This window comes from Corynebacterium sp. HMSC074C05 (assembly GCF_001838325.1).
Classification (GTDB): Bacteria; Actinomycetota; Actinomycetes; order Mycobacteriales; family Mycobacteriaceae; genus Corynebacterium; species Corynebacterium amycolatum.
Genome location: NZ_KV836288.1, coordinates 43,318 through 68,507, shown reverse-complemented (window position 1 = coordinate 68,507; position 25,190 = coordinate 43,318). Strand labels below are relative to the sequence as shown.

The window sequence follows — 25,190 nt, the reverse complement described above, 5'->3', positions numbered from 1 at the left end:
GGTGATTTTTATGACTTCCTCAACCCCCTTGTTCTCTGATTATTCTCGTGGTTGGCTGGCTCTCCACCCTGTCGCACCCAAGACTTATGAGGACTACTCCTGGCTTCTGCGGACATACCTTATCCCCGCGTTCGGTGATGTCCCCATCGGTGATATCAGTTACCGCGATATTCAGTCATGGGTTATTGAGACCGCACCCCGCGCATACCACCAGGTACGCCAGAGTCTTTCGATTTTGCGCCAGGTGTACCATCTCGCCCAGGTGGAAGACCTGGTTAGCAAATCCCCAGTTGACCTCGTAAAACTGCCACCCGCACCGCGTCCGGTGCCCGACCCTCTTAGTCCGTCTGGCGTTCAAAAAATTGCAGCCGAACTTACTGGTCGCGACCGACTGATGTTCCTCACACTGGTTTTTGGCGGGCTTCGTTTTTCTGAACTCGCGGCTCTGACTCCCGCCTCGATCAAAGATGGTTACATCGTGGTGTCTGGCGGTATCATGCCCGCTCGCGGTGGCGGCTGGATTCACTCCGACGGGAAAACTCACCAAAAGAGACGCGTGTATCTTCCCGGTTTTTTGGTGTCTGACCTGCGCGATTATGCGGACTCGGTAGGTACCGACCTTTTGTTTACTTCCACTGTTGGAACTCCGGTACATCGCACTAACTGGCATATGCGCAGTCTGGCTCCTGCCTGTGACCGCGCTGGTGTTCGACGGGTCACACCTCATGCCCTCCGGGATACCTGTGCGAGTTTGTGTTTGCGTGCTGGTATTGCCCCTCAGGTGGTTGCGGCTCACCTCGGGCATAGCGATTCGGCTACAACGCTGCGGCATTACGCGGGGGTAGTCACTGGCGACCTGTCCTCGCTGTCTATGACACTGCAACGTGAAATTTCCGGTGTAGTGCCCCCAGCAGGGCTCGAACCTGCGACAAAAGGATTATGAGTCCTCTGCTCTAACCGACTGAGCTATAGGGGCAAGGCTCGAGCGCTGTGAAGCGGCAATTAAGCGCTATTAATTAGCGCCCGAGGCCTCATAGCATCATAGCAATCTGCCACTGCGTGGTGATAAAAGCCCTATAGCCAGCAGGTTCTGTTGCCATTGCGCGGATTCAATGAAGCTGAGTCTTCCGCAAAGTTACGACTTTCGGTTGATGAATCAGTGCTTGGACACTTCTAGCATTAATCCTATGAGTACGAAACCTTCCTTGAGCAGCGCCGACGTCTCAGCCGACGCACAACCCGGTGCCACAGCGAAAGCGGAGGGCACCACCGCCACGGCGATCGCTAGCGATGAGCAAATCGCTGAGTTCTCGGCCTCGCCACAGCGCTGGTGGGGCCTGCTCGTGCTCGCGGTTGGTCTCGGCATGATCGTCCTGGACGGAACCATCGTTGGTGTTTCACTGCCGACTATCATTTCGGAGCTGGGCCTCGACATCGTCGGTGCGCAGTGGATTACCACTATTTACTCCGTCGTCTTCGCCGCGCTGCTGCTAACCTCTGGCCGTGCTGGTGATCGCTTCGGCCGCCGAACCCTTTTTCTCGTCGGTCTGGTCATCTTCACGGTCGGCTCCGTTGTGGCCGCGCTTTCCACATCCTTGGCCCCGTTGGTCATGGCCCGCGTTATCCAGGGCATTGGTGGCGCGTGCATTCTACCGTCGACACTGTCCAGCGTTAACGCACTGTTCCGTGACAAAGATCGCGCCACCGCATTCGGCATCTGGGGTGCGGTCATGTCCGGTGCCGCAGCAGTCGGCCCGCTCTTGGGTGGCGTCCTTACTCAATTCGCTGGTTGGGAAGCCATCTTCTGGGTCAATGTTCCCATCGCCGTGGTGCTCTTTATCCTTGCGCTGCGTTGGGTACCGAACACCGCGGGCGATACCAATGGCGCTGGTGGTTTCGACGTTCTCGGCCTGCTGCTATCTGGAATCGGCTTTGGTGCCGTGGTCTTCGGCATCATTCAGGGTGCCAAGATTGGGTTTGCTTTTCCCTCCGCGCCCGTCGTCACGCTCTTAGTTGGTGCGGTGGTGCTCGTCGCCTTCGTGCTGTGGGAGAATCGTCGTCGAAAGAACGCGGATCCTGCGCTGTTGGATGTGTCGATGTTCTCTTACGCCACGTTCAGCTGGGGTAATACCACGGCGATGCTCGTCGCGGTGGGTGAGTTCGCGCTGGTCTTCGTGCTGCCGCTTTACTTGGTGTCGGCGATTGGCTTGTCGACGATCGCAACTGGCCTGGTCCTGGCAGCGATGGCTCTCGGCGCGTTTTTCGCAGGTGCCATGGCACGTCATCTAGCGGCCCGAATCACCCCGGCCGGTGTGGTGATTGTGGGGCTTGGCCTCGAGGTCTTCGGCTCGCTGCAGTTGGCGGCGGAAGAGCGTGTTGATCTGCCACTGTGGCTCGTTGTGTTTGCGCTGATTATCTATGGTCTGGGGCTTGGTCTGGCATCGGCGCAGCTGACCTCGCTGGTGCTCGGCGATATTCCGGTGCGTCTGTCGGGGCAGGCGTCGGCGACGCAGTCGACAATTCGGCAGATTGGTTCCGCCCTCGGTGCAGCGCTCGGTGGCATGGCGCTGACGATTGGACTGGATCGTGAGATTGCGAAGCTGGCACCGGGTCTGGAGCAGATGGGGCAGGGGCTGAAAGATTCTGCCGGCTCTATGCTGATTGGTCTGCGGGCGCAGGGTGCTCCAGACGGTGTATTGATCCCGCTGACAAATGCGTTTGCACATGCCACACAGTTCGCGCTGTATTCCGCCGTCGGTGCGCTGACTATCGGTTTCCTCTGCTCGCTAAAGGTGCTGCAGCTGCGCAAGCAGGCTGAGAAATCGAATTAGCGATGTGGAATATTCGGGTGAGGGACAGTGTTGGAAATTGGTGTCACAACATCAATCGTGGCAGTCTTATCGTTTGTCTCTTAACCGGACTTGCTAGGTAGAAATGACCAACATGAAAATGCTCACAAAGCGGCGTTGGCTCGATTACGGCCGAATTTCCACTTCCTCCTGTCGCTAAACACTTCGGGCTTCCGCCGTCGTTGCGCCTATCACTTCGAGGCTGAGCCCAGCGGTCCCGGATGCCCCATCACGCGTATGTGCCAGACGGGCTTAAGGCGCGGCACAAGTGTTTTCAGAGAAATAAAACTCCAGGAGGAAAAGTGAATAAATTTAAATGGGCGACCGGCTTCGGTGCCCAAGTTGTCTATGGCCTGATTATTGGTCTCATTTTGGGCTTCATGGCCCGCAGTACTGGCGATGACTCCTCGCTGCGCACAGCGCTCGACGAGGTCGGCAGTACCTACGTCACGCTGTTGAAGCTGCTCATCCCGCCACTAGTTGTCACCGCGGTGGTGGTGTCGATTGCCAACCTGCGTCAGGTCGCAGGTGCAGCCAAGCTGGCTGTTTCGACGCTTATTTGGTTCGCCATAACATCCTTTGTATCGGTGGTTATTGCCATTGGCCTGGGCTTGCTTATCAAGCCGGGCGTTAACTCCGGCGTCGATGCCTCGGCTGCACAGGAACCGGATTCTGTGGGGTCGTGGTGGGGATTCCTGCAGAGCATTGTCCCGCAGAACTTCCTCGGCCTTGGTGTGAAGATCAGCGAATCTGACGGTGCTGTATCCGGCTCGCTGAACTTCAACGTCCTGCAGCTGCTGGTCATCGCGATTGTCTTCGGTATTGCCGCAGTAAAGGTCGGCCCGAAGGCTGAACCGTTCATCGAGTTCTCCGGCTCTCTTTTGACCATCGTGCAGAAGGTGCTGTGGTGGGTTATCCGTCTGGCACCAATCGGTACTGCGGCTCTGATCGGTCATGCTGTCGCTGAGTACGGTTGGGAAGCACTTGGCAGCCTGGGCAAGTTCGCCATTGCCATCTACATTGGCCTGTTCCTGGTTATCGCAGTTGTGTACCCAGTTGTGCTGAAGATTCATGGCATTAGCCCAATCGACTTCTTCCGTCGCGTCTGGCCAGTGACCTCGCTCGGCTTCTTTACTCGTTCGTCGATGGGCGTCATGCCGGTCACTGAGCGCGTTGTCTCGCGTCGTCTGGCAGTGCCGGATGAGTACGCCTCTTTCGCAGTGCCGCTGGGTGCTACCACGAAGATGGATGGTTGCGCTGCCATTTACCCGGCTATCGCAGCTATCTTCGTGTCGCAGTTCTACGGGGTACCGCTGGACTTCACGGACTACCTGCTCATCATCTTCGTCTCCGTTATCGGTTCGGCTGCAACTGCTGGCACCACCGGCGCTACCGTCATGCTGACCCTGACTCTGTCGACTCTCGGCTTGCCACTTGCCGGCGTCGGCCTCCTGCTGGCTGTTGAGCCGATTGTGGATATGGGACGCACCGCGGTGAACGTCACCGGCCAGGCCGTGGTCCCATTGGTCGTCGCAAAGCGTGCAGGAATTTGGGACCAGGGCGAGTGGGACGCAAGCGCCAACGCCGACCTGTCGCCAGCCGACGATCCAGCCGACGAGTCTGCGGACGCGCCTGCTGGGAAGTCCACGTCTGCCGCGCTTGCGTAGTCTTGAGGACATGACTTCTTGGAAGCCCTCTGTTCTTGCGCCAATCGACCAGTGGCCAGTCAATACGGTCGCGGCTGCCGTGCGTGCCGACGATGGCAGTTGGCACACCCACGGTGATAGCGGTCGCGTTTTTGAACTGGCCAGTGTGACCAAGCTGTTGGCGGCCGTGGGAATGCTTGTGGCCGTCGAAGAAGGTGCGGTGGAGCTCGACCAAGAGCTCACGCCACCGGGTCACGGCGCGACTGTGCGTCACCTCTTAGCGCACGCCGGCGGGGTGGGGTTTGCCAGCCGTGAGCTGGAAAAGGAACCGGGGGAGCGACGCATTTACTCCTCCGCGGGCTTTGACATCATCGCCGATGCCATCGCTGCGGAGGCAGAGATGCCGTTTAGTGAATACCTGCGCCAGGCCGTGTTTGAGCCGCTGGGGATGGAAGATTCCGTGCTGGATGGCTCGGCAGGACATGGCGCGCGTAGCAGCGTCGCTAATTTGATGGCCTTCGTCGATGAGGTTCTCGCCCCGACTCTGCTGCATCCCGATACCGTGACCGAAGCGTTGACCGTGCAGTTCCCAGGCCTGAATGGTGTGGTGCCGGGCTATGGTATGCAACGTCCGGCCGATTGGGGCCTGGGATTTGAGATCTTCGGACGCCCCGATTCCAAGCAGGGGCTGTGGTTTGGTGCCTCGATGCCCAAGGATGTCGCAGGCCATTTTGGGCAGGCGGGCACATTCCTGTGGCTGCATCGTCCAACCGGCCGGGCGGCAATCGCTTTAACCGATCGAGCATTCGGTGAGTGGGCAAAGCCGCTGTGGACGGATTTCAATGATGAACTCTGGCGTGAGCTGGAAGAACACGCTAAAGATTAAGGGGATATGAGCTAAGTCGGCGTCGCTTGCGGCGCCGATTTTTCGTCTCAGCGCTAAATCACATCTGGGGGATTAAGGACAACTTGAGGGTTGCCAGCAGCCGTCTCGGAAATAACAATCATAAACACGTGCAACGTAAACCTCAGAAGTGTTGTTTTACCGCAGTGCTTTTTCTGCAGTGTGGCAAGTGTCGTTGGATGAGTTCGTAGGGGAAGACGAATCTCGTCTTACACCAATTGACCGCAACTTTTCCGAGGACCTTCGTCTATGCGCACCCAACTTTCAGGCGTTCTGTGGATTCACAGCATGCCAGGGCCGCTGCAACCACACATCACGTGGGCGCTGGCTCGACTCAGCATGCCCGATGGCACTAAGCCAGGCCGGGATATTTGGCGTGCGACCGACCAGGATGCCACTTTGTGCGCCGAGGTGCCTTTCACTGCAAGTGCTGACACCATCGCCACACTGGTGGACAACCTGGCTAGGTGGCCGCGCCTCTATTTCGAGCTGGCGCAAGACCCAGCCGTGGATGATGACGGCTACGCCATCGACGGTATGCGCTACTGCCATACCCCGCAGCTGGGGACTTTCGCCGGACAGACCGATGCCGCCGGAAACATCGTGGTCAACGAAGATGCACTGCGTTCCATCATGGCGTGCGGCGGCGACATCGCAGGCGCCCTTGACGCGGCCGTCGGCGGGCCGTGGGACCGCGTGTTAGAGCCGATGCGCATGATGACGGCGGGCTACGCCCCCGAAGAATGCTTTACGACGTCCGCCCCTGCCGGGCCCGACAGTGCCAGCGGCAACTCGACCGCTGGCAACGCAGACCTCGGTGGGGTAGAGGCAGCTAACGTGCTGCAGCTCTACCCGCGCCGGGCGGCGATGTAGTCAACTACATCGCCGAGGGTCTTAAACGAGGAAATGTCCTCGTCCTCAACGCGGGCTCCCAGCTCTTCCTCGCAGCGGACGGCCAACTCTACGACGCTTAGGCGGTCAAAGCCGTAGTCGGTCAGCGGAGTGGAGAGCTCTAGGGACTCCACCTCGTCGTTAGCCATCTTTTTGACGATTGCCGCGACCTCGCCGTGAAGACCTGCGGGCAGGTCAGTGTCGGCGGAACCCTTCTTCGAGCCCGCGTTCGCTGCATTGGGTGAGGCATCGTCAGCGTCACCGGTGACCTGTGTGCCCAGTAGGGCGCTGAGCTGATCTCCAAGACTAGAGGTCATTATTCAGCGTCCTGAGTGGTTGCGGTTGGATCGGTAATCTGCAGCTCTTCGGCTGCTTCCTGGGCGACACTCTTGTCGAGCTTGCCAGCGCGTGCCAGTGCGGCCAGAGCCGCAACAGCGACTGACTCGCCGTCGGAGTTGAAGTAGCGGCGAGCGGCCGGACGGGTATCCGAGAAGCCGTAGCCGTCGGTGCCGAGGACGGTGTAGTCACCCGGAACCCACTTGCGAATCTGCTCCGGTACCGCACGCTGGAAGTCGGTCACTGCGATGAACGGCCCATCGGTGTCGGACAGCTGGCGGGTAACGAAGGCGTCGTCGACCTCTTCAGCAGGGTTGTGTAGACGCTCGGTGTCGCGCTGGTGCCCATCGCGGGCCAGCTCATTCCACGAGGTCACCGAGTAAATCGAGGAAGCTACACCGTAGTCTTCCAGGATGTCTGCGGCGCGTAGCGCCTCCTGCATACCAATGCCGGAAGCCAGCAGGTTGACATGCTTGTCGCCCTCAGCCTTGCGGAAGCGGTAGATACCGCCAAGCAGCCCCTCGACATCGAGATCTTCTGGGACAGCCGGCTGCGAAGTCGGCTCATTGTAGATAGTCAGGTAGTAGATGACATCTTCGCCGCGCTCCGGGCCGTACATGCGGTCAATGCCGTCGCAGACGATGTAGGCAATCTCGTAGGCGAACGCCGGGTCGTAGGAGACCACAGACGGGTTCGTAGCCGCCAGCAGCTGGGAGTGACCGTCCATGTGCTGCAGACCTTCACCTGTCAGCGTCGTGCGACCAGCTGTCGCCCCGAGCAGGAAGCCACGGGACATTTGGTCACCAGCGGCCCAAATGGAGTCAGCCGTGCGCTGGAAACCGAACATCGAGTAGAAGATGTAGAGCGGAATCATGGCCACGCCATGGGTGGCGTACGCCGAGCCGACAGCGGTAAACGAGCTAACGGATCCGGCCTCGGAAATGCCCTCGTGCAGAATCTGACCGTCCTTCGCTTCCTTGTAGGACAGCATCAGCTCATGGTCGACCGGGGTGTAGTTCTGGCCGTGCGGGTTGTAGATCTTCAGTGTCGGGAACCAGGAGTCCATGCCGAAAGTACGGGCCTCATCAGGGATGATAGGTACGAAGCGGTCCTTGAGGTCTTTATCGCGCATCAGGTCCCTGAAAACACGCACCGTCGCCATAGTGGTGGCAACCTTCTGCTTACCTGATCCCTTGAGGAGGTTTTTCAGGCTTTCCGGCTTTGGCGTTGTCAGTGGTTCGTAACTAGTCCTCCGTTCGGGCACGAAACCGCCGAGTTCCTTGCGGCGCTCCAGCATGTACTGCACTTCCTCGGACTCCGGGCCCGGGTTGTAGTACGGCGGCAGGTAGGGATCCTTCTCCAGCTCCTCGTCGGAGATTGGAATGCGCTGGTTATCGCGGAAAAGCTTCAGGTCGTCGAGCGTCAGCTTCTTCATCTGGTGGGTCGCGTTGCGGCCCTCGAAGTTGTGGCCGAGGCCATAGCCCTTAACCGTGTGCGCCAGGATGACAGTCGGCTGGTCCTTGGTCTCCAAGGCCTTCTTGTAGGCAGCGTAAATCTTACGGTAGTCGTGGCCACCGCGACGGAGGTTCCAAATCTCCTCGTCGGTCATGTCCTCGACCAGCTTGGCAGTGCGCGGGTCACGGCCGAAGAAGTGCTCTCGCACCCAAGCGCCGTTGTTAGCCTTCAGCGTCTGGTAATCGCCATCGCAGAACTTATTCATCAGGTCGACTAGTGCGCCGTCCTTGTCCTTGGCGAAGAGCTCGTCCCATTCGCGGCCCCAAACGACCTTGATGACATTCCAACCAGCGCCGCGGAAGAACGACTCCAACTCTTGGATGATGCTGGTGTTACCGCGCACCGGACCGTCGAGACGTTGCAGGTTGCAGTTAATGACGAATGTCAGGTTGTCCAGGTTGTTCAGCGCCGCATGCTGAATGGCACCACGGGATTCCGGCTCGTCCATTTCGCCGTCACCGAGGAAGGCCCAAACGTGCTGCTGGGAAGTGTCCTTGATGCCGCGGTCATGGAGATAGCGGTTAAAACGGGCCTGGTAGATAGCGTTAATTGGTCCCAGCCCCATAGACACCGTCGGGAACTCCCAGAACTCCGGCATGCCATGCGGGTGCGGGTAGGAGGGAAGGCCATTGCCCTCACCGAGGGAGACTTCCTGGCGGAAACCGTCGAGGTCCTCTTCGGTCAGGCGCCCCTCTAGGAATGCACGGGCGTACATGCCCGGCGAAGCGTGGCCCTGGAAGAAGACGTGGTCACCGCCGCCTGGGTGGTCCTTGCCGCGGAAGAAGTGGTTAAAGCCGACCTCGTAAAGCGGTGCGGCACCCGCATAGGTGGAGATATGTCCGCCCACGCCGATACCTGGACGCTGTGCGCGATGGACCATAATTGCCGCATTCCAGCGGATCCACTTGCGGTAGCGGCGCTCAATGTCCTCATCGCCTGGGAATTCTGGCTCCATCTCAGTCGGGATGGTGTTGACGAGGTCTGTCGAGGTCAGCGGCGGTAGGGCCACGCGCTTTGCCGTGGCACGTTCCAGCAGTCGCAGCATGAGGAAGCGTGCGCGTTCCGGACCTGCCTCTTCCAACAGGCCGTCGAGAGACTCAAGCCACTCCTTGGTCTCTTCAGGATCTGCATCCGTGAGATAGGAGGCGACCCCATCACGGATAAGGGCAAAGTTTGACTCATCAGAGTGGGCTTGTGGCGTACCTGACGATGTATCGGACATTGTGAGCTCCTTTCAGTCCCTGAAGGAAAGGCAAAGGTTATTTTTCTCCACTCTACTTCTGAATCGTTTGTTGTGCCCCCGGCCGTTTCTTACACACGCTTTCACCGAATAATCCGCTTGGCTTTACGACGAACATTGCGAAGAACACTGCGAAAACTGCACCTTTTTGGGGAAATTCTTATTTTGCAGCTGTGAAAAATGTATTTGAGCGGTAAAATTCCTGCACATAGTTCGAAAAATCGAGCTGAATATTTTTTCTAGAGGAGGAAAAGGGAAGTGGTCAACGCCACAGGCGCTGCTCATGAATATGCGAGCAGGCTCGGCATCAAGGAAGGTCAGCTAGTCCAGGAGGTTGGCTGGGATACAGACTGTGACTCAGCAATCAGTGAGTCGGTCGAGAATTTCCTGGATGCAGACCTGCTCGACGAAGACACGGATGAAGTTGTCGACGTCGTATTGCTGTGGTGGCGTGAAGAAGACGGCGACTTGGTCGATGGTCTTGTGGATGCTTCCCGCCCTTTGGAGGATGAAGGTCGCGTTTGGCTACTCACGCCGGGCGCTGGTCAGCCGGGTGCCATTGATCCTGGCGTGATTGACGAGTCCGCACAGCTGGCAGGTTTCTCCAACACCTCGGCGCTCCGGCTGGGGGATTGGCAGGGCAATTGCCTGGTGCAGCGCTCTAGTTAGCCGGCTTTAGCTGTCTCGTTTGAATCGGCTACTAGCTGAGCTGTTGAAACAATCTACATAAACGCTGTTTGTAGTGCGCAATTGGCAATCTATGTTTGCCGTGTGTTAGAGTTTCGCAGCAGCGCGGCGATAGCTCAGCGGTAGAGCTCTGGTTTTACACACCAGCGGTCGGGGGTTCGAAACCCTCTCGCCGCACAGACATAATCCGCCCGGATTCTTGTAATGGAGAATCCGGGCGGATTTTGTTTGTGCTAAACTTCCGGTCTGTGCGTTTTACAAAATCGCTTGCCACCATTGTTTTTGTCGGATCTCTGCTCGCGGGCGCTCCCGCCTACGCAATCGGCGGGGATGGTAAACCGATAATCGATTCGGCCACCTGTAAAGCAATGGTCAAGGCTGCAAATGCGGGCGAGCCGGTGGATAATCCGTCGATTCTCCATCTCTCGGATCAGATGCCTTCCTACATTGCCGACGGCACTTTGGATTACGTTGTTGCCCCAGATTTTCCGTACCGCGCACAGCTAGATGCTGCTACTCAAGAGTGGAATGAAAAGCTCGGTGGCAAGGTTGTGCTTCGGGAAGTGACCAAGGACAAGGCTGATTCGGATACTGTGAACGTTCGCTATGTGCCAAGGCCGGACTCGCGAGTCTTGGCTTCTGCATCGGAAATTAGTAAGGAGATGACGGTTTTCGTTACTTCCACTCTCTATCCCGATGCAATTCGCAGCACTCTTGCCCACGAGTTTGGGCACTTGCTCGGTATCCGGCACACTTGTGATTACACCTTGATGGCCGCATCGCAGCACCGCCATCCGGCAGCGCATGTCACTCCGCTCGATGTCGCAGCCGTTCTGCAGGGACAGTTTGATTAGATTGCGTACACATGCCAGAAGTCGACACCTCTGGCGGCGTGGTGCGGCTATCGCAGTGGGGTATGCACTTGACCGCATTTTCGCAGACCCCACCAATCACCATCCGGTGGCCCTCTACGGGCAGGCCGTCAGCAAACTTGAGCGCCGAATCTACGCCGACTCCAAAGCGCGCGGAGTGGCGTTCACCGCAATCGCCGTGGCCACACCGGTAGCGCTTACCGCCGCAGTCAGCACAGTCGCACCGAGTCTCACGCTGGCTGCCGCCACGTGGGCTTCGCTCGGCGGCACCACTCTCCGCCGTACTGGCGAGCGCATGACTGACCGACTCACCTCCGGCGACATCGATGCCGCCCGCGAACTTGTGCCGTGGTTGTGTTCGCGTGATCCGGAAGCTCTCGACGCTGATGGCATCGCCCGAGCGACCGTCGAATCGCTCGCTGAAAATACCTCCGACGCAGTCACCGGCACTCTCATGTGGGGTGCCATTGCAGGCGCTCCTGGTGTGGTCGCTCATCGAGCGGCTAATACCCTCGACGCGATGGTGGGGTACCGCAACACTCGCTATCGGCAGTTCGGGTGGGCCAGTGCACGGCTTGACGACGCCGCCGGGTTCTTCCCCGCGAGACTTACAGCTGTCGCAACTGTGGTTGCAGGTCCGGACCGTCGTCAAGCATTGGTAGCGTGGCGACGAGACGCCGGCAACCACCCAAGTCCAAACGCGGGCGTCGTGGAGGCAAGCGCTGCAGGCGCGCTGGGGCTGCAGCTGGGCGGCGCGACGGTGTATCCCAGCGGAGTGGAGATGCGCCCGGTGCTTGGCAGTGGTCGGAGGCCTGCGGTGGCCGATGTGCGGCGTGCCGCAGGGCTGAGCAAGCGAGTGCAAAACATTGTTGCGCTCAGCTGCGCCGGAGCAGCAGTAATCGCCGGATGTATCCGACGCGTGAAAGCGCGAGCTGAGAGTTAGAAACGCTCGTCGTATCGGTTATCGCGATAACCTGCGGCGCGGTGGCCAGTGTTGCCGTAGCGTTGCGCCATGCGCTGACGGTGCAGCTCGGCGGCGCGATCCTCTTCGGGCTTAGCCGGCGGAGAGGTGGGAGTGGCGTCGTCGTCCGATTCGGGTGCCGCGTCCTCGGTGACATCAGTGTCATCTACTGGTTCCGCGGCTTCGGCGTCGCGGAGGTTCTTGGCCATCTCCTCCTGCTCCGCGCGGTCTCGTCTGCGCTCGACGATTTCAGCGCGAATGAACCAGACGACGGCAAGCGGCACGAGAGCGCCGAAGAAAATCCATTGAATGCCGTAGGAGAGGTAGGGGCCGGACTCCAGAGTGGGCAGCGGAATGGCCTCGATGACGGCATCGGATTTGTCCGAGAGCTGAAGCCAATCGGGGTTGAGTTCGGTGTCGACTAGCTCGGACACTTCCTTGGTATTGATTCCGTAGACCTGCGGCGGGGTGCCGGCGATCGGAGCGGTCTCGGCGGGAATCTCGTTTCGGCGGGTAAAGGCCGAGATAGTCAAGGTGCCCTTCGGGGCTGGCTCAACATTGGGGGTGCTGGAGTCTGTAGGGCGTACAAAGCCACGGTTGACCAGGTAGTTTTCGCCATTGTTAGCGACGAAGACATCGAGTACCTGGACAGCGGGTGCGCCATTTACTGGGCGGTTACGCAATAGTACGCGGGTATCCGGCAGGAAGGACCCGGTGGCGGTAACGCGACGCCATTCGTTGCCCTCGACGAAGCCTTTGCCCTTGGGCATTAGCTCATTGACATCTACGGGGTCGAGCTCGAATGAGTGCTCAAGCTGCTGATTGCGATGCTGCGTCGCGGTGTTCTTACCCAACTGCCACGGAGCCAGAACAGTAAATGCGAGATAGGAAAACGCAATGGCGACAATCGCAGTGAGAACCCATCCAGGGGTCAGAAACTGGCGCACATTCTTAAACACATTCATTGAGCTTACCCGGTGCTGTGGCTGGCACTAGAGCGGCTGGTGGTTGGCGGTGCGGGGATTGAGTGAACTTCGGGTAAAGTTGTTTGAGCGTATTTGACGGGGAATCTACCCGGGATAGATGGAAAGAGAGGTGTCGTGGTGGGCACGCAAACAGCGAAATCTTCGCCTTCACGTCGCTTCAGCACAGTCTCGCGCCAGTTCATCAAGTTCGGTCTGGTCGGCGGCACAGGTGTGGTTGTCAACCTGATTGTCGTGATTATTGCCCGCAAGTTGGGTCTCAGTCTGGGCACCAATGAACACGACGTGTTTTTGAACCTGTTCGGAACACGGTGGAATATCCGTTACTCCCACGTCTATGCAACTCTGGCGTTTGTCGTGGCTAATGTCTGGAACTTCCAGCTCAACCGGTCCTGGACTTTCCGAACTGACAATCGCCCGAACTGGTTTAGACAGTTCTTCCCGTTTTTATTTGCAGGTATCTCAGCACTGATTGTGAACCTGGTTGTCATCACGCTGCTGACTAACCCCACCTCGCCGCTGGCACTGCCAACGGACATTTTCGACGACTCCACCGGTTTTAGGAACCGCCTCTACTGGGCAAACCTCATCGGTGTCATCTTGGGCACGCCCGCTAACTTCATCTTGAATAAGATTTGGGCGTTCCGAAACCGAGGCAATGCCAATAAAACAAAAGAAAAGGTTGTTTTGAAACCTTAACGTTCAGAGGCCAGCGCCAGAGTCTCACGCAACCATGCGATGATGCCCGGCGTCGCGGCCTCAATTTCGTTTCGAGTGCGGACGAACCCCTCCGGGCCGCCGTAGTAGGGATCGGCCACGACGGCACCCTTCGGGGACGCCGGGTCGAAGGAACGCAGCAGGCGAATCTTTTCTTTTGGCACGCCAGCGCGGAGTAGACCATTGATGTGCGATTCATCCATGGCGATGAAAAGCGTTGCATCCATGTGCTCATCGCCCAGCTGTGCTGCGGTGTGATTTGGGTCGTATCCAGCATTTTCTAGCTCGGCCTGAGCCCGCTCGTCGGCGGGTTCGCCAACATGCCAGCCGCCGATTCCGCAGGAGGCGAGCAGGACATCGTCGGCAAGCGCATTGGCTTCAACTGCGTCACGGACGATGATTTCAGCCATGGGGGAGCGGCAGATATTTCCGGAGCAGACAAACACGACGTACACGGACTCAGTACGATGCGACGAGTTCATAAGCATAATAGGCAAAACCAAACTTCTCGGAAAATAAAAATAGGATTGTCACTAATCGTTGACGAGTCTTAAAGATACAACATTTCCCGCACAACACGATTCAGGTTCCCAGGCGATGACGCCACCGCCGCAGCCGATGCCCACTCAGATTCCGAGCCGTAGCCCCATTTAACAGCGATGGCTGGGATACCGAACTGTGCGGCGCCCTCAAAATCATGGATGCGATCGCCGACCATTACAACCGAACCACACGGGCGCACTGCTTCATCGGTTTCAATGCCCAACTCCTTGAGTGTGTACTCAATGACCTCAGTCTTTGTCTGCCGTGAGCCGTCGTCGCTGGCGGCGCCGATGAAATCAAAGGCGTCGAGAAGCCCGAAATTATCCAGGGTCTTGCGGGCGAAGTACTCACCCTTGGAAGTCGCGGTGGCTAGTTGAACACCAGCTTCCCGCCAATCGCGCAGGAGCTCCGGCCAGCCGGGGAACATCTCGGCACGCTGCCAAGCACCGGCGTGTTGATGCTCCATGTACACGGCGAAGGCTCGGTCGACTTGTTCGTCGGAAAGCCCGAGAGATGCGAGTGTTTCCACCATGGGCGGCCCGGGAATCGTGTTGATAAAGCTCTCAGGCGGAAGTGGGTGGTCAATTTCCTCCAATGCAAGGCGAAATCCATGTGCGATTGCGGGGAGAGAATCGGCGATGGTGCCGTCGACATCAATAAGGACAGTGGGGCGATGGCCAGTGGACATATTGTTCATCCTAAAAGGTCATTAGGCTGGATGGCATGTTAGACGACCCGCTGCGCTATCACGGCGACCAGGCCGCCCATGGCGCTGACCTGGACTTTGCCGTCAATGTCCACGGCGCCACACCGCAGTGGCTACAGAACTCGCTGGCCACGTCCCTCGGAGAACTTGCCGCGTATCCGTCGGCGCAGCTCGATGCCGACGTCCGCGCCGCCATCGCCGCCAACCACAATCGCAGCGCCGACGAGGTACTGCTTCTCCACGGCGTCGCCGAGGGCTTCTCGCTCTTGCCTCACTTGGGCTTGCCCGCCACAATCGTCCAGCCGCAGTTCACCGAACCCGAAGCCGCCTTCCTCGCCGCAGGAGTCGAGGTGGATTCGCTGGTACTGCCGTCGCCGTACACACTCATGCCTACGCTTGTCGACGTCCACGAGAACGCATCCCTCCCGCATTCCCAGCAGCTTGAAGGCCGGATGGTCATCATCGGCAATCCGACCAACCCCACCGGCGTTGCTCATTCAGCGGATGATCTGCGGGGGCTCGCCAGCCGTTGTGGGATCCTGGTCGTGGATGAGGCGTTTATGGACGTCGCCGATGGCGAGATTATTCGGCGGTGCTCGCTAGCCGATTGCAGGCCGGGGGAAGCGAACAGAATCCCCGATAATGTCATCGTTTTCCGCAGCATGACTAAGACCTGGGCAATCGCTGGCCTGCGCTGCGGTTACGCACTCGGTCACCCGGAGCTCCTGGCACAGCTGGCGCGACGGCGTCCGCACTGGCCTCTGGGCACGCTGCAACTTACCGCTATGGCGGCAATCGCTCAGCGTGAGGAAGAGCTGCTATCAGAAATTCGTGCCGAGATTCGTCAGCAGCGCGAGTCTATGACACAGCTGCTAAGGGCCGCCGGCTGGCAAGTGTTGGATTCCGAGGCTCCCTTTGTGCTGGCACGTCCGAGAGGTGACCGGAGTTCTCACAATGGGCAGGGTGCTGCGGAGGTTGACGTCGTCAAGCATGAGCGTTTGCGGCAGGATCTTGCAGAGCGTGGAATAGCCGTGCGACGTTGTGACACCTTTGCCGGCCTGGACGGTTCGTGGTGGCGGCTGGCCGTGCGGGATGAAGCGAGTGTGCGGCGACTAATTGCGGAGGTGGCGGAATTACTGTCGCAGAACTGATGCGGTGGGGCAGAGTTCACTACGCTGGAGGAGAGGCTGGAGAGAAATGCATGGTGAAGGGATGGATGTATGACGGACTCTGCGCAGACCCGTGCCGAGGGCAATAACACGGTGGTGACCGTTGCCGACGTGCGTACGGCGATGGACGCGGCCTACCCACCGGCACTGGCGGAGAGCTGGGATAAAGTTGGCCTGATTTGCGGTGACCCGCAGGATGAGGTTCGTCGCATCGCGTTGGCGCTGGACTGCACTGACGAGGTCGCAGATCGCGCGATTGCCTCCGGTGCTCAGATGCTCGTTGTGCACCATCCGCTGCTTCTGCGCGGTGTGAATTCCGTGGCGGCGGATACACCGAAGGGTCGGATTATACATAAGCTGATTCGGGCAGGTGTAGCTCTCTTTGCAGCGCACACTAACGCTGACAGCGCACGGCCGGGTGTCAACGACCAGTTGGCCACGGTGCTCGGAGTCGAACCGGGTGCGCCGCTAGCTCCGCAGCCGGCTCCCGGCTTGGATACCTGGACGGTGAAGGTTCCGGCAGATCACGTCGATAAGGTTGCGCAAGCCATGTTTGAGGCGGGCGCGGGCACTATCGGCGACTACGACAGCTGTGCGTTTCGCATTAACGGCCGCGGCCAGTTCCGCCCGTTGAGCGGGGCAAATCCCTTCATCGGTGCCGAGGGGCAGGTCGAGTATGTCGAGGAAGTGCGCCTGGAGATGGTCGCACCACGGTCCATGCGCGCGGCGATTGTTAAGGCACTCGTTGCAGTGCATCCGTACGAGGAACCGGCCTTCGACATCGTGGACAATCAGGCCACCGGTCTGGACCCACAGCAGGCTGTGGGCATTGGTCGCGTGGGCACGCTAGATACGCCGATGCCATTTAAGGACTTCGTTGTTCGTGTGGCTGAGCGTCTGCCTGCAACGGCATGGGGAGTGCGCGGCGCAGGCGATCCGGAGCGGATGATTCGTACGGTTGCCGTTGCATCTGGTTCGGGCGACTCTTTCCTGGACACTGTGGCGAAGATGGGCGTCGATGCGTTTGTTACCTCGGACCTGCGTCACCACCCCGTTGATGAGACACTGCGGACCGCGGACTTCTGCGTCGTGGATACGGCCCACTGGGCCAGCGAGTTCCCCTGGTGCTACCAGGCCGCAGACATGCTGGCCGAGAGGCTCGGAGTAGCGACCGAGGTCCTTGAGGTGCGCACCGATCCCTGGACAGTGGCAGAATCGTCGACACAGGCAAGGAAGTGAAGACCATGAGGCTTAGTCCACAAATCCAAGTGGCGATGTTGGAAAAGGCGGAAAACCAAACTCTGTTGGATGGGCTCACCGCCCGCCAGAATGTTCTGCCCGAGCGTGCCGAGTTGCAGGAGCTGCGCAAAAAGCACAGCCGTCAGGCCAGTGAGGCTGCGCGCTCCAAGCTCAGCGCCTCCGATATTGGCCGCGATATTGCCAAGCTGGAATCGGACATCAACAAACTGAAGGCCCGCGAAAAGGCTGACCGTCTGTCGCTCGGTGCCGCAGAAGACGCATCCACGCGCCGTGACCTCGAGCACGACCTGCGCTCCACCAAGCGCCGCCGCGAACGCGCTGAACAGGAACTCCAACAGTACGAGCGCATGCAGGAGGCCTATCAGGTCGACGCTGAGCACGAATACGACGCCGACGAGGCACACGATGACATCGTCGCCGCCAAGCAAAGGCTTAACGACGCCGAGGTTGACCTCATTGCGCGCATTTCCATCGCTGAGACCCGAATCGAAGAGGCTGACAAACTCATTGATGGTTCGGCAGCCAAGCTTTACCGTCGTCTAGCGCTTGCTAACGGCATCCCTGTCGCACGCCTGAACGGGCGCACCTGCGGTTCCTGCTTCATGGAGCTCGATGTCGGAACCGTACATGAATTCACCACGCTCGCGCCGGAAGAAGTGACGTTCTGTCCTGAATGTGGCGCGATGATCGTGCGTGCGGAAACGTTGGGAGCGGTGAAAGGCAAGTAAATGAGCCAGGCTGCAGACAAGCGCGATAGCGCGCCGGGCTGGACGGGTGCGACCACGGACCCCACGCGGCTGGTGCTGCTGCGCCATGGGCAGTCGCCGATGTCGATTCGCCGGGAGTACTCGGGAAGTCGTTCGAACCCCGATCTGACGGAGGTCGGCAAGCAGCAAGCGGCAGCGGCGGCACGGCACCTCGTAGAGCTGGTTGATAGCGGCAACATGAATTTCTCGGCCATTGTGGCCTCTCCACAGCGTCGTGCACAGCAGACGGCAGAGGCGGCAGCAAATGCGCTCGGCCTGGACATCCACATCGAAGAGGATCTGCGCGAGACCGACTTCGGGCAGTGGGAGGGCATGACTTTCTCCGAGGCGCACAACTCCACCCCTGAGCTGCACAGTTCCTGGCTTGCGGATCCGACCGTGGCTCCGCCGGAGGGGGAGGATTTCCGCTCGGTCGATAGCCGAGTGGGCGCCGCACGCGAGCGCATCGCTCGACAATTCGGCGCCTCTGATGTGCTGGTAGTCAGCCATGTCACGCCAATCAAGTCGTTGCTGCGCCAGGGGCTCGGGTGTGGCTTTGAAATCTTCACCCGCCTGCACCTGGACCTGGCCAGCCTCTCCATCGCGGAGTTCTACGCAGATGGGCCGACATCAGTGCGGCTGATTAACGACACCAGCTACCTGCGTGGTTAGCAGCCGGGCACGGCGGGTTATTTGAATTGCGGTTGTGGCGGGTACACTAACCATTCGAGCGAGCCGGCCGGGTGATCGCGGCAGTTAACGGAACCGGACGCCTCTTTTACAGAGTGTGTCCAGGCCGCTGTCGAGGAAAGTCCGGACTCCACTGGGCATGGTGGTTGCTAACAGCAACCCAGGGTGACCTGCGGGAATAGTGCCACAGAAAATAGACCGCCGGGCGCACAGCCGATGTCTTTGACGTAAAGCTGTGGAGATCCGGTGAGGGTGAAAAGGTGCGGTAAGAGCGCACCAGCGGGGCAAGTGATTGCACCGGCTAGGTAAACCCCACCAGGAGCAAGGCAAAATCGCGCATGCTTCGTCGTGCGTGTGCGCGAGTGTTTGAGGGCTGCCCGTCCGATACTCGCGGGTGTGCTGCTTCAGGCTGTCAGCAATGGCAGACCGAGATGGATGATCGCCACCCGGCGCTTTCCGAAAGGGGCGCCGAGGGACAGAATCCGGCTCATAGGCCGACTCGTTCACACAAGCTTTTTTTACTCGACCACCGCGCCGGCAGAAGTGTTCTCCACGCGGATGGTCTCGGAACCGCCGTCGTTAAGCGCGGAGGCAATCCGATTGGCGTCGTCGACGTGGGACCACATCACCAGCGACGCGCCCGGGCACGGCGCGCAACGGGCACTCTTCTCACAGTCGATGGTGTCGGTCAGCTCGGCAATCTGCCCCAGTACAGAGCTTGCCGACGGCGCGGAGCCACGCTCACTGACATCGCGCGAAACCCCTGCGATGGCTGCTTGAATATCGCTGTGCCGGATGTGACCGATGACTGCGCGGGCGCGGTCGGAGGATGCGTCGGCGTCGTCAAGCCACTGGATGGCGCGGCCGATGGTGGGGATGTCTTCGTCGTCCGGGTGCACCTCGTGACGAGCGCGTACCCAGTCCGCGACCCGCTCCTGTGCGTCGGGGAGGCTAGCGAGGGTCGGCACGCCGAAAGCAGCGCAGGCTTGCTGGAAGAACTCGTAGCGCTCTTCGTCTGGCGAACCGCCGGTGACATCCGGGGAGTAAGCGATAGTCAGCGCCAACGACTGTGGCAACGCCGTCTGCGTGACTGCCTCGTCGGAGTGGTTGATGCACAGCAGACTGTCCGGGCGGCTGCGCAGTGCCGTGGTGTAGGGGTACAGCGGCCACGACTGGCCCTTTACCTGCACCATGGTCTCGTGGATAGCGGTGGCAATACGCGTGCGGGTAGGTACATCATCACGGTCGCCAAAACGCGCATTGAGAGCCAGCGCGAGGGCACACTGAATTGCCGGAATCTCTCCAAAACCGCGACCTGGCGCGATAGTGGAGGCAATGGTGACCTTCAGGCCATTGCTGTTGCGCGGAACGAGGTGCAGCGAGTGCTGCAATGCGACGATGGTAGCCGCGACAGCGGTCGGCACCTGCGAAAAAGCGGCGGGGACGCTGTCCGGGAAGTCCATCTTGGTAGTTTCGCGCTTGTACACGACAATGAGCTGCTGTTCGTCGATCTCTTCAATACCGACCGCGGCATAAGCTGGAATGGCGGTGGTTAGGAGCATGCCGCCGGAGGAGGCGCAGTCCTCACCCAACAGGTTGATGGAACCCGGGGCGTATGCAACTGAAGCATTAGAACCGACGGCATCGAAGACGTCGTTTACGACAGCGGGTGCGGCGGGCATGGGTGAAACCTCTCCAGAGATTGGACTCATAGTGCTTGTGTGCAGTGTTTGTATTCAGCGCTCGGATTCAGCGCTTGTGTTCTAAGGTGAACAATTCCGTCGATAATACCCGGCTCGGGGGACAGTGACAAACCTATATACTGGGATTTTATGTCGCCGCAGCGCACATGGCAGGCAAAGGATTGCCTTTCTGCAAGCTTGCTTATGGGCGGAGTTAGCGGTGGCACAACCGCTTGAAAACTGGACATGTTCTCGATGTGGAAGAGGAGAAGAATCGTGAGCGACAACAGCAGTAAGTGGTACTACCAGCCGTCGACAGGCACGGTGTTTCAGGGGAAGAAAACCGGTTGGGACGACCGAATGGGCCCTTATGATTCCGAAGAGGAAGCCCGCGCTGCCATGGAAAAAGTCGCCGAGCGCAACAAGGCGGCCGACGACTGGGATGAAGAAGATGATGACTGGGGCGTAGCTGAGAAATAAGGCTCTACGCGTTTAGGCCTTCTTGCCCTTCTTAATCTTCTTTTCCATCTTGCGGAAGGCCTTAAAAACCTTTGCCACGGCATCGTCGTACTCAGCCAGGGCCTTCAGGCCGTCGTAGTACTCCATCTGGTAAAGCACGCCGTAGCCGAAGGTGTCCCTGCCCGCACGGGAGGCACGCTTAGCACGAGCCAACACGAAGTCACGCGCAGTGCAGGTGTCCTGGAAGTCACCGAGAACCGACTGCAGGTTCTTGCAGGCAGCGTAGAGCTTCTCGGTCGGCAGGTCCGCGTTCTGAGCAGCTTCCGCGCTGTAGCGGAGCTTCTTCGCAGCCTTGCGGACATCGTGGTAGCGCTCGTCCAAATCTGCCTCTGGCAGGTCAGCATCCTCTCGGCCATCGAGTACCAGGTTGTGGCGACGACGGAACTTCGAAAACGCGCTGCGCAAGTGATCGAGCAGCACCGCAGTGGTGTCGAGTTCCTTCGGTGCCTTTACCTTCTCCGGCTCGGCCTTGTCTGAGGTCGTGGAAGCAGCTGCATCGGCGGCAGCAGCAGTATCAGTCTCAGCCGCGACCTCGGAGTCAGCTGCCGAAGCATCCTCGGAGACTGCGGCTTCCGCGTCGTCGACAAGCGAAGCATCCTTCTTCTTGGACTTCTTTTCCCCAGCCTCGGCCTCTTCCGAGTTTGCGGCGATTGGCGGGTTGGCGAGGAACTCATCGAGATCGTCGAGAAGTTGCAGGTACTCGCTGGAATTGAGTGCGAAAATGACTCGCTGATGAGCGCGGCCGTAGTCCTTCTGGACATCCTCGACGAGATTCGCACGCAGCTCCTCGCCGATAGTGGCGCTTTCGCGATTGGCCAGCAGCTCCTCCCAGCGCATAGCAACGACCTCTGCGTCACGGGCCACACCGAGAACACCCGCCAGCTGCTTGAGGTTGCTCTCCAGCTCAGCGACCTTATCGCCCACGACAATGCCGTGGAAGGTCTGCATGTGACTGCGCAGCTCACGAGTGGCGACGCGCATCTGATGCACCGAGTCGAACTCATCGCGGCGTACCTTCGGGTCGTACTCGACCATCTTGGCCACGTTAGCGGCCAGCGCATCGACCACGGTGCGCCCCGGCGTGCCCTTCGGCAGCTTCGCCGGAACAGGCGGTAGAGGAGCAGAGTCGATGGAGGCACCCAACGCCGTCGCCAACTTCGACGGGCTTTCCGACGGCACGGCGCCAGCTACCTCAGCGACCTTGGACATCGCTGCCATTACAGCCTTGCCGTCCGGGTGATCTGCCCAATCCCCCAGAAGCTCAATCTCCCACTCGCGCCAGGTGGTGGTTTCGCCGCCGTCGAGGAAGGAAGTCGCCGTGACGTGGTCATCCGCGAACTCCGCCATGGGAGTGCCATCGAGGGCAAACACCGTGGTGACGTGGCGCTCATTGTCTACCTGCGCGATTGGTTGCAGCGGGTGATTGCGAACAATTGCGCGGACAGGGGCAAGCAACTCAGTGGGCACGACGTAGTCGGCGTCGCGGCCTTCACCGTTAACAGAGCCCTCTTCCAGGTCAACGCCATATTCGAGGCGACCGCCGTTGCCCGGCGCCTTCAGATGCCAACCCTCATCGGGGCCGCCGGTGCGGCGACGCAGGGTGTGCTTGGACCGGGTCAGACGCAGGTCCGCCGTGTCCAGATAAATCGCGGAGAGATTTCGCACCTCAGTGGTGGTGGAGCCAACCTGTGGAACGAAATCGAACGATGGGGCTACCACCTCTGGGGTAGCTGAGAACTTAGATTCCACCTCCAACGCCGCAGTTGGAGTTTTGGACTTAGAACCAGACTTAGATGCCATAAGCACCAATTCTACCCCCGAATCGAAGAACCCTTAAGTTACGGATGTTTGGTTTTCGTATTTGATTGCCTGGACTGGGCGGTGCCCTTAGACGTAGACGGGGGCTGGGCGGGGCCTTTAAGCGAAAGCCCAGTCCAAAAACGGCTCACCCCAGGGCGGTTAACCCGAGAAGTTCTGCGCCTCAGTTGGGAACTCGCGGGAGTGCACCTGGTCGACATACTGCTTAGCTCCCTTGGTCAGCATCTCGCCGACCTCTTCGAACACCGAACTAAACGACGGCCTGCGGCCATCGGCCGGAACTGCAAAGGCATCTTGCCAGACGAGAACCTGGCCATCGCACTGGTTACCAGCGCCAATGCCACAGGTTGGGATGGATAGCTCACGGGTAATCTCAGTGGCCAAATCTGCAGGCACCATTTCCAGGACCACGGCCGAGGCACCAGCATCGGCTACCGCGTGGGCGTCGGCACGCAGCTGTTCCGCCCCCGCACCGCGTCCCTGTACCTTGAAGCCGGACAGCGCGTTGACGGACTGCGGAGTGAAACCGATGTGCGCCATGACCGGAATGCCGGCGTTGACCAGCGCACGGATGCGCGGAGCGATGCGCACGCCACCTTCGATCTTGATCATGTGTGCGCCGGTTTCGCGCATCATCTTCGCGGCCGACAGCACGGCCTGCTCATCGGAGGCCTCGTAAGTGCCGAAGGGTAAATCGGCAACCACAAGTGCGTTGCCAGCGCCTCGGACGACACCGCGAGCAAGCGGAATCATTTCTTCCAGCGTGATCTCGGTGGTGGTGTCGTAGCCGTAGACGACGTTTGCTGCAGAGTCGCCGACCAGTAGCAGCTCGACACCAGCGGCGGAAAAAGCGCGCGCGGGGGAGTAGTCGTAGCAAGTCAGCATTGCCCAGGGGCGAGACTCAGCCTTCCATTCGGCCAGATTATTCAGACGAATCTTTTTTCCGCTCATGCTAATAGAGCATGCCATAGTCACACGCAATTCGAGACCACGAGGGCAGCAGTTATGACGCGGGTGTGGCAGTTGGCTAGCCACGCCGGATGGTCAAAATGCGTACCGCGAATCCGGGCACCTGGGTAACGTTGGAAAGTATGAACAGTCAGCAGGAATTCGTCCTCCGCGCAATCGAAGAGCAAGATATCCGCTATATCCGTCTGTGGTTTACCGACATTTTGGGGTACCTGAAGTCCGTTGCCGTCGCACCGGCTGAGCTCGAGGGTTCCTTCGAAGAGGGCATCGGTTTCGATGGCTCCGCGGTAGAGGGCTTTTCCCGCGTCTCCGAGGCCGACACTATCGCGCAACCGGATCCCTCGACGTTCCAGGTCATGCCACGCCTGCACAAAGAAGACACAATCACGTCCGCACGCATGTTCTGCGACATCGTCATGCCCGATGGTCAGCCGTCGTGGGCAGATCCACGCCAGGTGCTGCGCCGCCAAATTAAGGCGCTTGCCGACGAGGGCTTCCACGCGTTCATCCACCCGGAGATTGAGTTTTTCCTGGTAGAGAGCCTGGCTACTGATGGAAAGCCGCCGGTGCCAACGGACAATGGCGGTTACTTTGACCAGGCGGTCTACGACCGCGCACCCCGCTTTCGCCAAGAGGCGATCACGGTGTTGGAAGACATGGGAATCCCTGTGGAGTTCTCCCATCACGAAAACGCGCCGGGCCAGCAGGAAATCGATCTGCGCTACGCCGATCCGTTGACTATGGCGGATAACGTGATGTCTTTCCGCTACATCATTAAGCAGATTGCAATGAAAAATGGTGTGCAGGCGACATTCATGCCGAAACCTTTCCAGGACTTGCCGGGCAATGGCATGCACACGCATATTTCCCTCTTCGAAGGGGACACAAATGCATTCCACGATCCGGATGATGAAAATCAGCTCTCCGACACCGCAAAGGGTTTCATTGCCGGCATTCTGACTCATGCCAGCGAGATTTCCGCTGTGACCAATCAGTGGGTCAACTCCTACAAGCGCACCGCATTTGGTGATGAGGCTCCGACGTCCGCGACCTGGGGAATGGCCAACCGCTCGGCTCTCGTGCGTGTGCCCATGTACTCGCCGGGTAAGGCACATTCGCGCCGGGTGGAAATTCGTTCCTTGGACTCGGCCTGTAACCCGTATCTTGCTTACTCGGTGATTTTGGCCGCCGGCCTGAAGGGAATTAAGGAGGGCTACCAGCTTCCGGAGCAGGCAGAGGACAACATCTCCGAGTTGACCAAGCGGGAACGACGTGCGATGGGCTACCGCGATTTGCCGACGTCCCTGGAGGTGGCGCTGCAGGAGATGGAACGCTCCGATTTGGTGGCCGATGCTCTCGGTGACCATGTCTACGAGTTCTTCCTGCTCAATAAGTGGCGCGAGTGGCGCGAGTTCCAGCGTCAGGTGACGCAGTGGGAGCTGCGCACAACCCTGGATTATTAGTTTCCCCGCATCGCTGCTTTCCTT

The 25,190-nt window shown here is 59.3% G+C and carries 23 protein-coding genes, 2 tRNA genes and 1 other RNA gene; 17 read left to right on the top strand and 9 right to left on the bottom strand.

Annotated features, from left to right (window positions below; translation table 11 throughout):
• The first annotated feature begins 10 nt into the window (after positions 1-10).
• Positions 11-943: a tyrosine-type recombinase/integrase gene (locus HMPREF3042_RS11130; RefSeq protein WP_371440720.1), complete on the top strand. Its 933-nt coding sequence runs from the start codon at positions 11-13 to the stop codon at positions 941-943.
• Here the strand turns inward: HMPREF3042_RS11130 and HMPREF3042_RS04945 are convergent.
• Positions 903-976 (bottom strand) — tRNA-Ile (locus HMPREF3042_RS04945). The genes HMPREF3042_RS11130 and HMPREF3042_RS04945 overlap by 41 nt on opposite strands.
• A gap of 211 nt (positions 977-1,187) precedes the next feature.
• Between HMPREF3042_RS04945 and HMPREF3042_RS04940 the strand changes: the two genes are divergently transcribed.
• The 4 genes from HMPREF3042_RS04940 to HMPREF3042_RS04925 all read left to right on the top strand — a co-directional run bounded on the left by HMPREF3042_RS04940 (position 1,188) and on the right by HMPREF3042_RS04925 (position 6,272).
• Positions 1,188-2,831: a DHA2 family efflux MFS transporter permease subunit gene (locus HMPREF3042_RS04940; RefSeq protein ID WP_083327424.1), complete on the top strand. Its 1,644-nt coding sequence runs from the start codon at positions 1,188-1,190 to the stop codon at positions 2,829-2,831.
• A gap of 320 nt (positions 2,832-3,151) precedes the next feature.
• The gene (locus HMPREF3042_RS04935) at positions 3,152-4,516 is read left to right on the top strand and encodes a dicarboxylate/amino acid:cation symporter (RefSeq protein ID WP_070856301.1); all 1,365 of its coding nucleotides are present in this window, start codon (positions 3,152-3,154) and stop codon (positions 4,514-4,516) included.
• A 10-nt stretch (positions 4,517-4,526) separates the two neighbouring features.
• Entirely contained in the window at positions 4,527-5,381 is an 855-nt protein-coding gene (locus tag HMPREF3042_RS04930; RefSeq protein ID WP_070856299.1) for a serine hydrolase domain-containing protein, read from the top strand.
• A 267-nt stretch (positions 5,382-5,648) separates the two neighbouring features.
• The gene (locus HMPREF3042_RS04925; RefSeq protein ID WP_070856297.1) at positions 5,649-6,272 is read left to right on the top strand and encodes a DUF3145 family protein; all 624 of its coding nucleotides are present in this window, start codon (positions 5,649-5,651) and stop codon (positions 6,270-6,272) included.
• Here HMPREF3042_RS04925 and HMPREF3042_RS10625 read toward each other — a convergent pair.
• On the bottom strand, positions 6,248-6,607 hold the full coding sequence (locus HMPREF3042_RS10625; RefSeq protein WP_083327423.1) for an acyl carrier protein: 360 nt from the start codon (positions 6,605-6,607) through the stop codon (positions 6,248-6,250). The two genes, HMPREF3042_RS04925 and HMPREF3042_RS10625, sit on opposite strands and share 25 nt — an antisense overlap.
• Complete coding sequence (gene aceE, locus HMPREF3042_RS04915; protein ID WP_070856295.1) at positions 6,607-9,363, bottom strand: pyruvate dehydrogenase (acetyl-transferring), homodimeric type; 2,757 nt, start codon at positions 9,361-9,363, stop codon at positions 6,607-6,609. Before aceE ends, HMPREF3042_RS10625 begins: the two co-directional genes overlap by 1 nt.
• 276 nt (positions 9,364-9,639) lie before the next feature.
• Between aceE and HMPREF3042_RS04910 the strand changes: the two genes are divergently transcribed.
• The 4 genes from HMPREF3042_RS04910 (at position 9,640) to HMPREF3042_RS04895 (ending at position 11,883) form a co-directional block, all read left to right on the top strand.
• Positions 9,640-10,050 (top strand): DUF3052 domain-containing protein, encoded by a 411-nt coding sequence (locus HMPREF3042_RS04910; protein WP_005511050.1) that lies wholly within the window; start codon positions 9,640-9,642, stop codon positions 10,048-10,050.
• Positions 10,051-10,173: 123 nt separating this feature from the next.
• Positions 10,174-10,245, top strand: a tRNA-Val gene (locus HMPREF3042_RS04905).
• 71 nt (positions 10,246-10,316) lie between these two features.
• Positions 10,317-10,922, top strand: coding sequence for a zinc metalloprotease (locus HMPREF3042_RS04900; RefSeq protein ID WP_038625973.1), 606 nt, complete (start codon positions 10,317-10,319; stop codon positions 10,920-10,922).
• On the top strand, positions 10,888-11,883 hold the full coding sequence (locus tag HMPREF3042_RS04895) for a cobalamin biosynthesis protein (protein WP_371440719.1): 996 nt from the start codon (positions 10,888-10,890) through the stop codon (positions 11,881-11,883). The genes HMPREF3042_RS04900 and HMPREF3042_RS04895 overlap by 35 nt, the downstream gene beginning before the upstream one ends.
• Here the strand turns inward: HMPREF3042_RS04895 and HMPREF3042_RS04890 are convergent.
• Complete coding sequence (locus HMPREF3042_RS04890) at positions 11,880-12,866, bottom strand: SURF1 family cytochrome oxidase biogenesis protein (protein WP_070856291.1); 987 nt, start codon at positions 12,864-12,866, stop codon at positions 11,880-11,882. The two genes, HMPREF3042_RS04895 and HMPREF3042_RS04890, sit on opposite strands and share 4 nt — an antisense overlap.
• Positions 12,867-13,004: 138 nt before the next feature.
• On the opposite strand from HMPREF3042_RS04890, the gene HMPREF3042_RS04885 reads away from it, so the two are divergent.
• Entirely contained in the window at positions 13,005-13,583 is a 579-nt protein-coding gene (locus HMPREF3042_RS04885; protein WP_246822320.1) for a GtrA family protein, read from the top strand.
• Here the strand turns inward: HMPREF3042_RS04885 and HMPREF3042_RS04880 are convergent.
• Positions 13,580-14,083 carry a low molecular weight protein-tyrosine-phosphatase gene (locus HMPREF3042_RS04880; RefSeq protein ID WP_370547223.1) on the bottom strand — a complete coding sequence of 168 codons (504 nt, stop codon included), beginning with the start codon at positions 14,081-14,083 and terminating at the stop codon, positions 13,580-13,582. The genes HMPREF3042_RS04885 and HMPREF3042_RS04880 overlap by 4 nt on opposite strands.
• 68 nt (positions 14,084-14,151) lie before the next feature.
• Positions 14,152-14,832 (bottom strand): HAD hydrolase-like protein, encoded by a 681-nt coding sequence (locus tag HMPREF3042_RS04875; protein ID WP_070856287.1) that lies wholly within the window; start codon positions 14,830-14,832, stop codon positions 14,152-14,154.
• 35 nt (positions 14,833-14,867) lie between these two features.
• Here HMPREF3042_RS04875 and cobC point away from each other — a divergent pair, with 35 nt between their 5' ends.
• The 5 genes from cobC (at position 14,868) to rnpB (ending at position 19,221) form a co-directional block, all read left to right on the top strand.
• On the top strand, positions 14,868-16,001 hold the full coding sequence (gene cobC / locus HMPREF3042_RS04870; RefSeq protein WP_070856285.1) for an aminotransferase class I/II-fold pyridoxal phosphate-dependent enzyme: 1,134 nt from the start codon (positions 14,868-14,870) through the stop codon (positions 15,999-16,001).
• Between the two features lie 69 nt (positions 16,002-16,070).
• Complete coding sequence (locus HMPREF3042_RS04865) at positions 16,071-17,258, top strand: Nif3-like dinuclear metal center hexameric protein (RefSeq protein ID WP_070856284.1); 1,188 nt, start codon at positions 16,071-16,073, stop codon at positions 17,256-17,258.
• A 5-nt stretch (positions 17,259-17,263) separates the two neighbouring features.
• Positions 17,264-18,007 (top strand): zinc ribbon domain-containing protein, encoded by a 744-nt coding sequence (locus HMPREF3042_RS04860; RefSeq protein WP_049189597.1) that lies wholly within the window; start codon positions 17,264-17,266, stop codon positions 18,005-18,007.
• Positions 18,008-18,697 (top strand): histidine phosphatase family protein, encoded by a 690-nt coding sequence (locus HMPREF3042_RS04855; RefSeq protein WP_070856282.1) that lies wholly within the window; start codon positions 18,008-18,010, stop codon positions 18,695-18,697.
• Between the two features lie 59 nt (positions 18,698-18,756).
• Positions 18,757-19,221: RNase P RNA component class A (gene rnpB, locus HMPREF3042_RS04850), an RNA gene on the top strand.
• A 12-nt stretch (positions 19,222-19,233) separates the two neighbouring features.
• On the opposite strand, the gene HMPREF3042_RS04845 is transcribed toward rnpB, so the two are convergent.
• Entirely contained in the window at positions 19,234-20,397 is a 1,164-nt protein-coding gene (locus tag HMPREF3042_RS04845; protein WP_070600884.1) for a galactokinase family protein, read from the bottom strand.
• 276 nt (positions 20,398-20,673) lie between these two features.
• Between HMPREF3042_RS04845 and HMPREF3042_RS04840 the strand changes: the two genes are divergently transcribed.
• Positions 20,674-20,877 carry an SPOR domain-containing protein gene (locus HMPREF3042_RS04840; RefSeq protein WP_016423068.1) on the top strand — a complete coding sequence of 68 codons (204 nt, stop codon included), beginning with the start codon at positions 20,674-20,676 and terminating at the stop codon, positions 20,875-20,877.
• Positions 20,878-20,889: 12 nt separating this feature from the next.
• Here the strand turns inward: HMPREF3042_RS04840 and HMPREF3042_RS04835 are convergent, their stop codons facing one another.
• Together HMPREF3042_RS04835 and panB are read right to left on the bottom strand one after the other, a co-directional pair.
• Positions 20,890-22,716: a CYTH and CHAD domain-containing protein gene (locus HMPREF3042_RS04835; RefSeq protein WP_070856281.1), complete on the bottom strand. Its 1,827-nt coding sequence runs from the start codon at positions 22,714-22,716 to the stop codon at positions 20,890-20,892.
• Positions 22,717-22,875: 159 nt separating this feature from the next.
• A complete protein-coding gene (panB, locus tag HMPREF3042_RS04830; protein WP_246822319.1) occupies positions 22,876-23,685 on the bottom strand; it encodes a 3-methyl-2-oxobutanoate hydroxymethyltransferase in 810 nt (269 codons plus the stop codon).
• 140 nt (positions 23,686-23,825) lie between these two features.
• On the opposite strand from panB, the gene HMPREF3042_RS04825 reads away from it, so the two are divergent.
• Positions 23,826-25,166, top strand: a complete 1,341-nt coding sequence (locus HMPREF3042_RS04825; RefSeq protein WP_005511085.1) for a glutamine synthetase family protein — start codon at positions 23,826-23,828, stop codon at positions 25,164-25,166.
• The last annotated feature ends 24 nt before the right edge of the window (positions 25,167-25,190 follow it).